Here is a 13584-nt window from a genome sequence, read left to right as displayed (position 1 = left end):
AATTACTTTGATGATTTATAAATAGTAGCTACCCCAAAGGTTTGAGGAAAATCTTCAACATTAATAAACCCAGTTTTGCGCAAAATATTGTTTAAAGCCTCACCATAAGGAAAAACCGAAGCCGACTCGCTTAAATACTTATAAGCGCTGCGGTCTTTAGAAAACAAACGACCAATCAGGGGCAAAATATTTTTGGTGTAAAAATTATAACCTTGTTTAAAAGGTGTTTTTGTTGGCACAGAAGTTTCAAGAATTACAAAAACTCCTCCTGGTTTCAACACTCTAAGAATGTCTTTAAGCCCGTTTTGTAAATTCTCAAAATTTCTTACTCCAAAGGCTACGGTTATAGCATCGAAAGTATTGTCTTCAAAAGGCATTTTTTCAGAATCACCTAGAACCATTTCAATTTTATCAGATAAGCCTTTGCTGTTTATTTTTTGTTTTCCAATGTCTAGCATTCCAGAGCTAATGTCTAGGCCAATAATTTTTTCAGCATTCGTATCTGTCATGGCTATGGCCAAATCTCCAGTTCCTGTGGCTATGTCCAAAACGGTTTTAGCGTCTTGATCTTTAACGAGATTCACAACTTTTTTGCGCCATTTTACATCAATTCCAAAGGAAATCACACGGTTAAGCCCATCATAATCCTTGGAAATAGTATCAAACATTTTAGTTACCTGATCTTTTTTACTTAGATCACTATCTTTATATGGTTTAACTTTTGACAACTTGCTAATTTTTAGGCAAACTTACATATTTATATCATTTCTACCTAAGAAGCTTTGGAGTAACTAGAGGGTTATGAATATCTTATAGATTTAATCTTGCCATATTTATTTTGTACTATCTTTGTGCTGCTTATTATAGATAAGAAAGATGAAAATAATAATTGCTGGTGCTGGTGAAGTTGGATTTCATTTAGCGAAATTATTGTCCTACGAATCTCAGGAAATTAATTTAATAGATACTGATAAAGAGAGTTTAGCTTACGCCGATACGCATTTAGATATAAAAGTAATTCGTGGTGATGCTACATCTATATCAATATTGCGAGAGGCCAAAGTGGATATATGCGACTTGCTTATTGCCGTTACGGCATCAGAAACTACAAATATTACCATTTGTGTTCTGGCAAAACAACTAGGTGCAAAACGCACTATTGCTAGAATATCTAATACAGAATTTATTAATTATAAGGATGAAGTTGGATTTACCAGATTTGGTATTGATGAGTTGATTTCTCCCGAAGCTTTGGCGGCTTCGGAAATTGAACTTTCCTTAAGGCAAACCTCGTTTAGTGATACTTATGAGTTTGAAGAGGGAGCGTTAACCATGGCAGGCTTAACTTTATCTAAAGAGGCATCGTTTGTTGGGAAAAATGTTAAGGAAGCCGCAAAAATATTTCCTGAAATTCACTTTATTCCTATTGCAATTCAACGAAAAGGTACGCAATATACGTTAATCCCGAGAGGTGATACCATTTTTAAAGAAGGTGATAATGTGGTTTTTATTACTTCGGAAGGTGGCGCTGAAGAATTATGCAGACTTACAGGAAAAGCCAATACCGAGATTAAAAATGTAATGATTTTAGGTGGTACTGAAATTGGTTTTAAGGCAGCCAGGGATTTGAGTGAAAAGGGTTTTAATATCAAACTTTTAGAAGGCGATAAGGAACGTGCTTTTGATATTGCAGACCAATTGCCCAATGTTTTGGTAATTAAGAGCGACGGGAGAAAAGTTGATGTTTTAGATGAAGAAAGTATCAGCGAAATGGATGCATTTATTGCTGTTGGTGATAATTCTGAGACTAATATAATGTCTTGTTTAGTGGCTAACTCAAAAGGTGTAAAAAAGTCGGTTGCTTTGGTTGAAAATATGGATTATTTTGAGTTATCTCACTCCATAGGTATTGATACGTTAATCAATAAAAAATTGCTTGCAGCAAACAGTATTTTTAGGTACATAAGAAAAGGAGAGGTTGTGGCAATGACGAAGTTGAGTAACATGAATGCTGAATTGCTGGAGTTTGAGGTAAAAGCAACATCCGCAATATGTAATAAGCTCATTAAAAATGTTGATTTTCCGCGTTCTGCAATTATTGGCGGTGTTATTAGAGAAAACGTTGGTTACATTGCCTTAGGAAGTTTTAAAATTCAAGAGGGGGATAAAGTTGTAGTATGTAGTTTATTACGATCTATTAAAGGTGTAGAAAAATTATTCTTATAAGCAGATTTTAATCAATGAAACTCAACTACAAGATCATTTTTCATTTTTTAGGATTGCTGGTTCTATTTAACGGTGGGTTTATGCTGCTGTCCACCTTAGTGAGTTATTTTTATGAAGATGGGGTAACTGGTACACTTTCTTTAGCCTCTATACTTACTTTAATTTTGGGCGGTGCGGTTATGCTTTTGACTAGAAAGCATAATAAAGAGATGAACAAACGCGAAGGTTATATTGTTGTAGCCTTTGGCTGGATTATCATGGCGCTTACGGGCACACTGCCTTATGTGATTACTAATAGTATTCCCAGTTTTACCAATGCTTTTTTCGAAACCATGTCTGGTTATACTACCACTGGGGCGTCTATTTTAAATGATATTGAGGCGATGCCAAAAGGGATTTTGTTTTGGCGTAGTTTAACGCATTGGATTGGTGGTATGGGAATTATAGTTTTAGCTATTGCCATTCTGCCATTGTTAGGTATCGGTGGTATGCAAATGTTTGCTGCTGAGGCGCCGGGACCAAGTGCCGATAAATTACACCCAAGAATTACAGACACAGCAAAACGTTTATGGTTAATTTATTTTGGATATACAGCAGCTGAAACGTTGTTGCTGAGTGTTGCGGGAATGTCATTTTTTGATGCTATAAATCATGCGTTATGTACGGTTTCAACAGGAGGGTTTTCAACAAAAAATGCAAGTGTAGCGTACTGGAACGGACAACCAATAATTCAATACATCATAATTTTGTTTATGTTTTTAGCTGGAACAAATTTTGTGTTGAGCTACTTTGCATTTAAAGGAAAAGTTCAAAAAGTTTTGCATGACGAAGAGTTCAAGCTCTATTTCAAGTTCATAGCCATTTTTACAATAATCGCTGCATTATTAATTTATTTTAGGGCAGATGTTTCCATATCATCCATCGATCATCCAATGGTTTGGGGAGAAGGTGAAAGTGCCCTTAGGCATGCCTTATTTCAAGTGCTGGCAATAGTAACTACCACAGGTTTTGTAACTGCAGATTACACCATGTGGACCCCATTTTTGGTAGTGTTCTTTTTTGGTTTAATGTTCTTGGGTGGTTCAGCAGGTAGTACCTCTGGTGGTGTAAAGGTGGTACGCCATATGCTCTTGATTAAAAACGGGTTTTTAGAATTTAAGCGAGCGCTTCACCCTAGCGCAATTTTACCAGTACGCTACAATAAAAAGGCTATTTCGGGGGATATTGTATTCAATATATTAGGTTTCTTTATCCTCTACATGCTCTCTTTTATTATTGGCGCACTGGTGTTTTCAATGTTTCAGTTAGATTTTGAATCTGCTATCGGACTAGCGGCATCTAGTTTAGGAAATGTTGGTCCAGCTCTAGGAGATTTTGGCCCTGTAAATAACTATGCGGCACTACCACCTTTGGCACAATGGTGGGCATCATTTTTAATGCTTATTGGCCGTTTGGAACTGTTTACGGTTTTGGTGCTGTTTACGCCTTTCTTTTGGCGGAATAGATAGATTTTTAAAATATTTTTTTGATTTTTTATAATTATTGAAAGCCTGATAAAATCTAATATTTCCGAATTTTAGTATTGATTTCTAACGATTTATAAATTGATTGAGGTGTAACATTTTTTTGAGTTGTATGTCAATATAGTATAACCAATTAAAAATCATCAATCATGGAACTAGTAATTAACTCAAGTAAATTAGATTCGTTTTCCGAACAAGAAGAGCGTTTTTACGGCCCTTCAAACTTTTTAAATTCAAACTACAAAACTGTTGTTAAGCAAAGCCTTAAAAATGCGTCTTCAAAATCAATTTTTGGCTTAAGAAGCCGTATTAAAAATTCAAGATACCGGTTGGTTTCAGGAGCTGAAGTTGCGCTAAAAGTAGCACTTTTCTTTACTGTTATTATTAGTTTATTTGCATAAGAGATAGTTTATTGTTGTAACATTTGTTTCTTTCTCACTACTCATTAGTAAGACCTTTTTGTATTTTATTTAGATAATTTAAAAATAATAAATCATGGGTGGCGAAGGCTTAATGGCGGGAGCAAATGTCTCTTTAAAAAATAATAGAAATCAGTTGTCTAAACGAAAGGACAGAAAACCTTTAAGGGGAAGTTACGCCTATATTGAACTGAAAGAACTCCCGAAGGCTACAGAAGCACAAATTTTAGAGCTAAGAGAAAAAATAAAGAAGGAAAATACAAGAAGGTTGGAGAAACAAATTTTACTATTCGTTGTTTTTATAGTCGTAGTTGTATTGTTTTTAGTTTATGCAATTTAATCTAAAAAGTAAGCTTTTGTCGTGCTGAACTTGATTCAGCATCTTATAAAAAAAGACCTGTCAACTTTAAAAACGTGACAGGTCTATATATTTTGTGCATAATTTTTTTTAACTAACGGCTGTCTTAATGCGTTTGATAGCTTCAATAATTTGCTCCTGCGAAGCTGCATAAGAAATTCTAATACAATTAGGGTTTCCAAAGGCATCACCAGTTACAGTGGCAACTAAAGCTTCTTCTAACAAGAATAAAGAAAAGTCGGTTGCATTATTTATTTTATGTCCTTTTAGGGTTTTTCCAAAGAAATGAGTTACATCAGGAAATACGTAAAACGCACCATCAGGTGTATTTGATTTGAATCCTTCAATATCTCCCAATAAGTCTAATATTAAATCACGACGTACCTTAAATTCGTCAATCATGTATTTCACACATGATGGGTCTTCATTTAACGCGGTAATAACAGAGCGTTGCGCAATACAGTTAGCTCCGCTAGTCATTTGTCCTTGTAATTTATTACATGCTCTTGCAATTTTTTCTGGTGCACCAATAAAGCCTATACGCCATCCAGTCATTGCAAAAGCTTTAGATACACCATTTACTGTAATTGTTCTGTTGTACATTTCAGAAAACTCGGCAATACTTGTATAATCTATCCCGTAGTTGATGTGCTCATATATTTCGTCTGAAACTACATAAATGTCTGGATACTTTGCAAAAACATCAACTAAGGACTGTAATTCTTCTTTACTATACACAGAGCCACTCGGGTTGCATGGTGAGCTAAACCACATCATTTTAGTTTTTGGTGTAATGGCAGCCTCTAATTGTTCCGCAGTCATTTTAAAATCTGTTTCAATTGAAGTTTTTACTTCAACAGGAACTCCTTCATAAAGTTTCACGATGTCAGAATAACTCACCCAATACGGACAAGGTAAAATAACTTCATCACCAGGATTTAACATCACACCGGCAACATTAGCTAAGCATTGTTTAGCACCAGTTGAAACCACAATTTGAGAGGGTGAATATGTTAAGTTATTATCACGTTTAAATTTCTTGATCACAGCATCTTTTAACTCTCCATACCCATCAACAGGTGTATAAGAGTTATAGCCGTCATTTATCGCTTGTATGGCCGCTTCACGTATAAAATCTGGAACTTTAAAATCTGGTTCCCCAAGGCTTAGGCCAATAATGTCTTTTCCTTCACCTCTTAATTCTCTTGCTTTGGCTGCCATAGCTAGTGTAGCAGACGTAGACATATTTAAAATTCTATCTGATAATGCTTGCATTGTTTGGTTAAATTTATTTAATGCGTATTTAAGCTAATCTAGGTTTTTGTCCTAAAGCTTTTAATTGATTGTAATGTTCTGCAACTGCTTCCCAAAAAGTGTTGTATTCATTATAAGGTAAGCTGAATTCTTTTGCAGTCTCTCTTACGATTTTAGCTAATTTACTGTAGTGTATATGACTAATATGAGAGAACAAATGATGTTCTACTTGTCTGTTTAATCCACCAGTATAAAACTCAACAAACCAACTTTTAGGAGAAAAATTTGATGTGGTGAACAATTGATGAATTGCCCAAGTGTTTTTCATATTACCTTGCTCGTCTGGAAGAGGCATTTCAGTATTTGGCATTACATGTGCTAATTGAAAAATTACACTTAAAATAATACCAGCTGTATAATGCATGATTAAAAATCCAATAAGTACTTCCCACCACTTAAAACCAAGAGATAATGGTAATACTACCCAAATAGAGTAATACACTATTTTACCAACGATAAGCTTTGTCCATTGCGTTGCAGGATTTGGCATTTTTCCATAGGCTAATTTTCTTTTTAAGTATCTGTAAGTTTGGGTGAAATCTGTCGTAATAGCCCAATTTGCGGTTAATAAGCCATATAAAAAGAAGGCGTAAAACCTTTGGTATTTATGGAAATTATACCACTTAGCATGCTTAGAAAATCTAATAATTCTACCCGCATCAATATCTTCATCGTGTCCTTGAATATTGGTATATGTATGGTGCAAAACATTGTGTTGTACTTTCCAATTATAATCATTACCAGCTAAAATATATATGCTGCTTCCCATTAATTTATTTACCCATTTTTTGCTGGAAAAGGAACCATGGTTTGCATCATGCATCACATTCATGCCAACACCTGCCATACCAACGCCAACAATTACCATACCTAGTATCTGTGCCCAACCAGGTAGATCTATAGTCAAGATTAAAATAGCAGGAACAATTAATAATGAAAACATCACAACGGCTTTGATATATAATTTCCAATTGCCGGTACGTTTAAGGTTATTTTCTTTAAAATAATCGTTTACACGCTTGTTTAAGGTCTTAAAAAATTTCGCAGGATCTTTTCTTGAAAATGAAAGTGCTTGCTTATTCATAATTAAATTTAGTTTAATCTTTATTATGTATAAAATAATTATACGTCGTGCAAAGATATAGATTAATCAATTCAACAAAGAACGTTTGAATGTAAAAATATATATGTGAAACCTTTATTTTTGTTGAAAATTTAACATTAATGAAGTTAATTCTTAAGTACTTTCCTAGCCTTTCAGAAGACCAAATATCTAAATTTCAAAGACTTGAGGCGCTATATAAAGATTGGAATTTGAAGATAAATGTGGTGTCAAGGAAGGATATAGATGAACTATATTTGAGACATGTATTGCACTCTTTAGGGATAGCAAAAGTAATTTCCTTTAAAGACGGCTCATATATTATGGATGTTGGCACAGGAGGGGGGTTTCCAGGGATTCCACTGGCAATTATGTTTCCAAATTGCCATTTTCATTTGGTGGATAGTATTGCTAAAAAGCTTAAAGTGGTTAATGAAGTAATTGAAGGTTTAGAATTAGAAAATGTACGCACAACGCATACAAGAGTTGAAGACATTGATGAAACTTACGATTTTATTGTTAGTCGCGCCGTGGCTGCAATGCCTACTTTTGTGCGCTGGACAAAAGGTAAAATAGCTAAAAAGCAAAAGAACGATTTAAAAAATGGGATACTTTACCTTAAAGGAGGAGATTTAACCGAAGAACTAAAAGACTATTCAACAACTTCAATTTATAATTTAAGCGCTTATTTTGAAGAGGATTTTTTCGAAACCAAAAAAATAGTACATCTGCCTATAAAGTTCTAAAAACAGCTCTGTTTACAAAGCACTTAACCTGTCAACATAAATTTCAAAAATATGACCATCACTTATGCTCCAAGCTGTTTCGCTAAAAAGCGCAACTTCATTTTTGTATTTAAATAATTCATTTTCAGCTGCTAAAATATTTCTAGCTTTTTTAAAACACCATTTTGCTTTATCATAATTTTGAGAATGATAGCTTGCAATTGCTAAGGCCATAAGTGCTTCAAGATCCACTGCATTAAACCTTAAAGTGTCTTCAAAACTTTGTGCAGCTCCTTTATAATTTCTAGAATATAGTTGGCAAATACCAAGATAAAAATGGGCAGAGTCGTTTTTTTTGTCGAGATTAATTGCTTTTCTAAAATCTGCTTCTGCTTTCTTAAAGTCTCTCATATTTAAGTAAGCCATACCTCTATTATGGTAAGTGTCGCTATTGGGTTCTAGGGTGATACTCTTGTTAAGGAATATAATAGCTAATTCTTTTTGCCTAAGCTTTGTAAAAGACAATCCTAATTGAATATTGGTGTTTACATCATCAGGAAAATGCTTAAGCAAAAACAAAAAGGATTTTGAAGCTTGTCGGTACCTTTCTAAATTAAATTGAGTCATTCCCAAATTGTAATATGCTTCAAAAAAATCACGTTTGTATTCAATAGCCATTACATAATCCTCATAAGCACCTTCAAAATCACCTAGGGCGTATTTTGCATTACCACGGTTATAAAAAGAATCAGCATCGGGTTTTTTTAAAATTATATTTGAGAAGTCTAAAATAGCGCCCCAATAGTTTTCGAGATCAAATCTTGCCAACCCACGTTGAAAATAGGCATCTAAATTTTCTTCATTTAGCGCAATGGCTTCGGTAAAAATTATTTCTTGCTGTTTGGGATCTGCTAGTCTTTTGCCTTGTCGTACCAGTTTTTTTGATTGTCCAAAGGAGACTGTTCTACATATAAGGAGAACAACGATAAGCACTTTTGTAAAAATTTGTTTATTCATAGCAACAGGAATAATAAATTTTAAAAGATTCGAAACATAAAAACAAGTCAAACAGTTGATTTGTCTCATGTTCAGGCTCTTAAAGATACAAAATAGATGTATTTTTAAACGTTGTTTTAAGAGAAATTTAGGTATTTACAGATGGCTTTAAGTCTGTTATAACGCACTTAGTTTTTTAAATAATTCTGAAAAAAGCTGTTTTTCATTTACTTCCCAATATGTGTCCTTAAAAGCAGGTAGCGTGTTGTTGCCCCTAGCGCCTAATAGATTTTTTGCACGTTCAAACTTAGCTTTTGCTTTTTCTAAATCATTATTATAGTAATAAGCCATAGCTAATCCAAAATGCGCATCATAATCCATTTGGTCTTTATTTGTAGCAAAGGTTAAGCTCTTTATAGACTCATCAAACTCACCTAGTAGCATTTGACTCACACCTAAATAAAAATAAGCAGGTGTATTATTGGGGTTAATTTTTATTGCTTTTAAAAAATCATCTTTGGCTTCTTTATAGTAATTAATCTCAAGTAGGGCATAACCACGGTTGTAATAGGACTGGCTATTTGGTCTTATTAAAATACATGCGCCAAAATCTTTAAATGCTGCTTTATAATTTTTCAACTCCATATAAGCTGAAGCACGCTGACTGTAAGATTTATAGTCATTAGGAAAAGCACGAATAACTTTAGAATAGGCAGCTACAGCACCTTTAAAATCTTCTAAATTAAATTTAGTATTCCCTAAATTGAAATAGGCGCCAATTAAATCAGGATCAAGCTCAATGGCCTTTTGATAATCGAATAAAGCACCTTGATAATCCATCAAATTAAACTTACAATTGCCTCGGTTGTAGTAACTATCGGCATCAGGTTCAAAGAAAATTATCTTGGTAAAATCTAAAATAGCCCCGTCGTAGTCTTCCAGATTGTATTTAGCAATACCTCGGTAGAACAAGGCGTCCAGATGCTTATTGTCTATCTCTAAGGCTTGATTCAAAATCTCTATTTGTGCTTTGGGATCGTTAAGTCTCAGGGCTTGCCTCACAAACTTGGTAGCTTGCCCAATACTTAATAATGGCACAAATAGCAAAATTAGTAATGTCTTTTTCATGCTATTTCTAAACGTCAATTCTTTAAGTGTATTGTTTTTGATGTATTTAAAATATCAAAAACTATTCCACGATAATTGAAGCATAAAACTAATGAAATTTTAAAGACGATTTTATAGCTTTCTGTTTTTTGATTGTAATTTCCGCTTTTTCTTTTCCAAATAGGCCTTTTCCAAGTCGTTGCTGACACACTCCAATGCCAAATTAATAAAGTGCAATGCCTTCTTTGGTTTGGAAGTAGCAGCGTATAAATCTGAAAAAGCGCCGTAATACAGATAAGCCCGCTGTACAAAATCCTCAGGTTTCAATTGGGATAGATAATTTTTGGCTAATTTAAAATCCTTGATCTGCATGCAAATCACTGCCATTGTTAGTATATGCGAGGGCATAGGCTGTAGGGTATGCAAGCACTGATGCCAGTGTAATATTTTTTTCCAGTTAGTATCCTCAAAAGTTTTAGCTTTTAAATGCTCTGCAGCAATGGCGGCTTCATAATGATAAAAAGAAAATTCATCAGTTTCTACAGCTTTATACATCATGGAATTTCCTAATTGTATCAAGGGAAAATGCCATAAACTACGGTCTTGGTGTTTTAAGTCTAGCAACTCATTGTCAGCGTTGGTTTTGCTTTCAATGCGCGACGCATGAAAACACATTAGCGCACAAAGGGCATACGCATCAGGTGTGCGTGTTAAGGTGTTTTTTAAAAGCATTTGTGCGAGCCTTAACGCTTCACTGCACAATTCTTGCCTAATCAAGGTTTCTTTTTTATTAGAATGAAAGCCCTCATTAAAAATAAGATATAATACCTCCAAAACACTGTCCAATCGCAACTCTAAAGACTTCCCTTGTGGTATCTTAAATTGTATATCAGCCCGTTGAATCGCTTTTCTAGCGCGGGATAATCGCTTTTTAACTGTTTCCTCCTTGGTTAATAATGCCGAAGCAATTTCTTTGGTGCTAAACCCCGAAACCGTTTTTAAAGCGAATGAAATACGGTCACGCGGATCTAATTTTGGGTGGCACGCCGTAAAAATCATACGCAGTTGTGCATCTTCAACTTCAGTATCTAAAAACAGCTCGTTTATAGCAATGGCATCCGTTCCTTGATTGATGTTTGGTAGGTGTTTCTGTTCCGTTTTTAGTTTCCTAAAAATATCCAAAACCCGGTTTTTGGCGGCAACAGTCAACCACGCCTCGGGGTGTTCAGGTTGCTGTTTTCGCCAGCTTAAGCTTGCTTTAATAAAGGTGTCTTGTACCGCATCTTCTATAATATCAAGATGTTTCAGTCCAAAAACCCGAGTTAAAACAGAAACCATCTTTCCGCTATGGTGGCGAAAAAGATGGTCAATCAATTGGTGTTCCATTAACGGTCAAATACCATTACTTCTCTAATTTCTACAGTACCATTCAAATCGTAATCTGGGAAATCCTGTGCAATTTTTTCAACCGCATCAAAGTCCTCAGCCTCCACGGTATAATATCCACCAATAACCTCTTTAACCTCTGCCGAAGCCATATCCGTTACTGTTCTGTTTTTTCCAGAAACACGTCTTATTTGTGGTGTCAAAGCCTCACCGCCTCTTAAAATACCAGCGTCTTTCATTTTGTTGCCCCACGCAAACCATTTCCCCATACGTTCCTGTAATTCCTCTGGCGAAAGCCCTAATGCCGCATAATCGGCTCCCGTAAAAATCATCATAAATTGTTTCATAACTACATGTTTTAAAGTTTATACCCTTAAGACGTTTACCAAAATATAAAAGGGGACAACTTCCTCAAAAATAATTAATTCAAGCGTAGTTTTTTATAAAAATAATTTTGGCGTTCCCCTAAAGGGTCAGGCTTTCCGCTATATCTTTCTGCGAAGCAGTCCCGAACTTGTTTCGGGATCTCTCTGAAAATAGGCATAACTCAAAAATTTGAAAACTTCAACATCAAAAGCTTCGCATAAAGGATGCCGCTGCAATCCTTAACGCGGGGTATGTTTGCTTTGGCAAGTGCTTAAATTGTTTTAAAAGTTTTTTAGGAGGTTCGTTTAACTAGTATATGAAGCGTAGCATCCCGAAGGGTGCTATGATTTCATATACAGTGTTGTCGATAGTTACTTTATAATGACTTCCTTTTTAATGAAATGTATTGTTCCATTAACGCTGTTGAAGAGGGCATAGTCCTTTCTGTCATTACTTTTAATTTTGTGCTTTGCTGTATCTCCATAATCTGAAACTCCTTTAATACTGACGAAATGAGGTGTCGTATTTGCAGAATGAGTGGAAGTGAAATAGAATCCATTTGTTTCCATGTCAAGTCCTTTTACATTGTGGTAGGATTCATTAATATCCTTAATTTTTTCATCACTTCGCAGTAGAGAGCTTCCAGTGACCATCAGGCCAATATGTTTTTTTAGGTCTTTTTCGAAAAGTTCATGTTTTGGATTAGAATCTTTAATTGATTTCAACACGTCTATTGAAAAAAACCTGCTCAACTTGGACTTTAGATTTTTATTAATACCGTCAGCATTTTGCATGTACTTCTTCCGAGTTGTTCCATCAGACTTTTCAATTTCAACAATACTATTATAATTAAGAGATTTCTCAGCGATAACTAAATCACCAATATTTGTAATATTAGAATTTCCAGCACAAACACCTATCATAAATAGATATTGCGGATGAAAGCTATTTATTATTTTGGTTGTATTACAAACAGAACCCTCAATTCCCATAGCTATTGGATATGGAACGATAATACTTACACCCCTCTTGCTGTTTCGAGTTCACAAGAATAGTATAGCGTTGAATCATCTAAATCAGTTTCATATTCTTCAAGGTTTCCCAATTGGTTTTGAAGCTCTTCGAATTCGTCAATTGTAGAAGTTATAATGCTGATATCAAAATTATGCACTCGTTTAAGAATACTACTATCAATTTCTTGTGGATTTGCTTTCCACCCTGATTTAGCTGAAAATGCTGATGTCTTTTTTAATATGTTGATTAAATCATTCATAACCTAAGAAAGCAAGTGCTTTTTCATTGCCTCAAAGAATTTATTATAAACTTCCTCATCTGTCGTTTCGGGTACAGTTAATTGGATGTTTAGGTTAATTGTCATATTGCTTTTTGAACTTAACTGTTGGTTTAACTGCGAAAGACCTGCTGGGGTTTTCTTTTCACCTGTTGGCGGTGCTAACTTCTTTGGTTCAACCTTAGTTTTTTCTCTTTTGGGTTTCTGAGTTGTTGTTTTTGCCTTAGGTTCTTTGACCTCTTTATCTGGGTTTGCAAGTAATAATTCATGATAAAAGCTTGCAGCTCTTTTCGCAGCCGCTTGACCAACACCAGTTGTCATAAATCAATTTTGAATTTGCGATTTTTCACTGGAGGAATCAGGAAATGCATCAGTCAAATCATCAGGGTAAATGTCTGAGATTAACTTCTCACAGAATTTGGGATATTTGATATCATCTCTGAATTCTACGATTAAGTCAGAATTCGCTTTGTTATCATCAAGTATAAACCCCATTATTTTTAATGGAGCTAATATGTTTGTTCGTGCTGAAGTTTCAGCTATTCCCAAAATACTTGCCAAATAGCTGCTCGTTATTGAAGACGGAATTTTTTTCTTGAATTGCTGTCTCAATTGATGCCATACTCTGATTGACAACATTGGGAACGATTTTTTCTCTTCACTCATATTATTTAGTTTTTTATTATCAACAACTGGATTAGCGGATATACGCCGTTGGTATGGCTTATATCCGCCGTTAAACGAAGATAGAAGAAATTTTTTACAAAGTCA

16 protein-coding genes are annotated in these 13584 nt (G+C 34.7%); 5 read left to right on the top strand and 11 right to left on the bottom strand.

Going from position 1 to position 13584, the window contains the following annotated elements; translation table 11 throughout:
* Positions 1-2 precede the first annotated feature (2 nt).
* A complete protein-coding gene (gene ubiE, locus AC1B0Z_RS08095) occupies positions 3-728 on the bottom strand; it encodes a bifunctional demethylmenaquinone methyltransferase/2-methoxy-6-polyprenyl-1,4-benzoquinol methylase UbiE (RefSeq protein WP_483795132.1) in 726 nt (241 codons plus the stop codon).
* Between the two features lie 148 nt (positions 729-876).
* Here ubiE and trkA point away from each other — a divergent pair, with 148 nt between their 5' ends.
* From trkA to AC1B0Z_RS08075, 4 genes are all read left to right on the top strand, one after another.
* The gene (trkA, locus tag AC1B0Z_RS08090; protein WP_483795130.1) at positions 877-2226 is read left to right on the top strand and encodes a Trk system potassium transporter TrkA; all 1350 of its coding nucleotides are present in this window, start codon (positions 877-879) and stop codon (positions 2224-2226) included.
* A 14-nt stretch (positions 2227-2240) separates the two neighbouring features.
* Complete coding sequence (locus AC1B0Z_RS08085) at positions 2241-3734, top strand: TrkH family potassium uptake protein (RefSeq protein ID WP_483795129.1); 1494 nt, start codon at positions 2241-2243, stop codon at positions 3732-3734.
* Between the two features lie 164 nt (positions 3735-3898).
* Complete coding sequence (locus AC1B0Z_RS08080; protein WP_483795127.1) at positions 3899-4150, top strand: hypothetical protein; 252 nt, start codon at positions 3899-3901, stop codon at positions 4148-4150.
* A 94-nt stretch (positions 4151-4244) separates the two neighbouring features.
* Entirely contained in the window at positions 4245-4508 is a 264-nt protein-coding gene (locus tag AC1B0Z_RS08075) for a hypothetical protein (protein ID WP_483795125.1), read from the top strand.
* Between the two features lie 108 nt (positions 4509-4616).
* Here the strand turns inward: AC1B0Z_RS08075 and AC1B0Z_RS08070 are convergent, their stop codons facing one another.
* Both AC1B0Z_RS08070 and AC1B0Z_RS08065 read right to left on the bottom strand, forming a co-directional pair.
* Complete coding sequence (locus AC1B0Z_RS08070; protein WP_483795123.1) at positions 4617-5801, bottom strand: pyridoxal phosphate-dependent aminotransferase; 1185 nt, start codon at positions 5799-5801, stop codon at positions 4617-4619.
* Between the two features lie 28 nt (positions 5802-5829).
* Positions 5830-6924, bottom strand: a complete 1095-nt coding sequence (locus tag AC1B0Z_RS08065) for a fatty acid desaturase family protein (protein ID WP_483795121.1) — start codon at positions 6922-6924, stop codon at positions 5830-5832.
* Positions 6925-7064: 140 nt separating this feature from the next.
* Between AC1B0Z_RS08065 and rsmG the strand changes: the two genes are divergently transcribed.
* On the top strand, positions 7065-7688 hold the full coding sequence (rsmG, locus tag AC1B0Z_RS08060; RefSeq protein WP_483795120.1) for a 16S rRNA (guanine(527)-N(7))-methyltransferase RsmG: 624 nt from the start codon (positions 7065-7067) through the stop codon (positions 7686-7688).
* Positions 7689-7700: 12 nt separating this feature from the next.
* Here the strand turns inward: rsmG and AC1B0Z_RS08055 are convergent, their stop codons facing one another.
* The 8 genes from AC1B0Z_RS08055 to AC1B0Z_RS08020 all read right to left on the bottom strand — a co-directional run bounded on the left by AC1B0Z_RS08055 (position 7701) and on the right by AC1B0Z_RS08020 (position 13479).
* Positions 7701-8684: a tetratricopeptide repeat protein gene (locus AC1B0Z_RS08055; RefSeq protein ID WP_483795119.1), complete on the bottom strand. Its 984-nt coding sequence runs from the start codon at positions 8682-8684 to the stop codon at positions 7701-7703.
* Between the two features lie 156 nt (positions 8685-8840).
* The gene (locus AC1B0Z_RS08050) at positions 8841-9791 is read right to left on the bottom strand and encodes a tetratricopeptide repeat protein (protein WP_483795118.1); all 951 of its coding nucleotides are present in this window, start codon (positions 9789-9791) and stop codon (positions 8841-8843) included.
* Between the two features lie 111 nt (positions 9792-9902).
* The gene (locus tag AC1B0Z_RS08045) at positions 9903-11156 is read right to left on the bottom strand and encodes an RNA polymerase sigma factor (protein ID WP_483795117.1); all 1254 of its coding nucleotides are present in this window, start codon (positions 11154-11156) and stop codon (positions 9903-9905) included.
* Positions 11156-11503, bottom strand: a complete 348-nt coding sequence (locus AC1B0Z_RS08040) for a YciI family protein (protein WP_483795116.1) — start codon at positions 11501-11503, stop codon at positions 11156-11158. Before AC1B0Z_RS08040 ends, AC1B0Z_RS08045 begins: the two co-directional genes overlap by 1 nt.
* Before the next feature lie 390 nt (positions 11504-11893).
* Positions 11894-12514: a 5'-methylthioadenosine/S-adenosylhomocysteine nucleosidase family protein gene (locus AC1B0Z_RS08035; protein ID WP_483795115.1), complete on the bottom strand. Its 621-nt coding sequence runs from the start codon at positions 12512-12514 to the stop codon at positions 11894-11896.
* Between the two features lie 26 nt (positions 12515-12540).
* Entirely contained in the window at positions 12541-12795 is a 255-nt protein-coding gene (locus AC1B0Z_RS08030; RefSeq protein ID WP_483795114.1) for a hypothetical protein, read from the bottom strand.
* Between the two features lie 3 nt (positions 12796-12798).
* On the bottom strand, positions 12799-13134 hold the full coding sequence (locus AC1B0Z_RS08025) for a hypothetical protein (protein WP_483795113.1): 336 nt from the start codon (positions 13132-13134) through the stop codon (positions 12799-12801).
* 3 nt (positions 13135-13137) lie between these two features.
* Positions 13138-13479: a hypothetical protein gene (locus AC1B0Z_RS08020; RefSeq protein ID WP_483795111.1), complete on the bottom strand. Its 342-nt coding sequence runs from the start codon at positions 13477-13479 to the stop codon at positions 13138-13140.
* Between the last annotated feature and the right edge of the window lie 105 nt (positions 13480-13584).

The organism is Hyunsoonleella sp. J2K-J805 (genome assembly GCF_057167125.1).
Note: the sequence above shows the minus strand (reverse complement) of the source record. Positions and strands in the feature narration are given on the sequence as shown.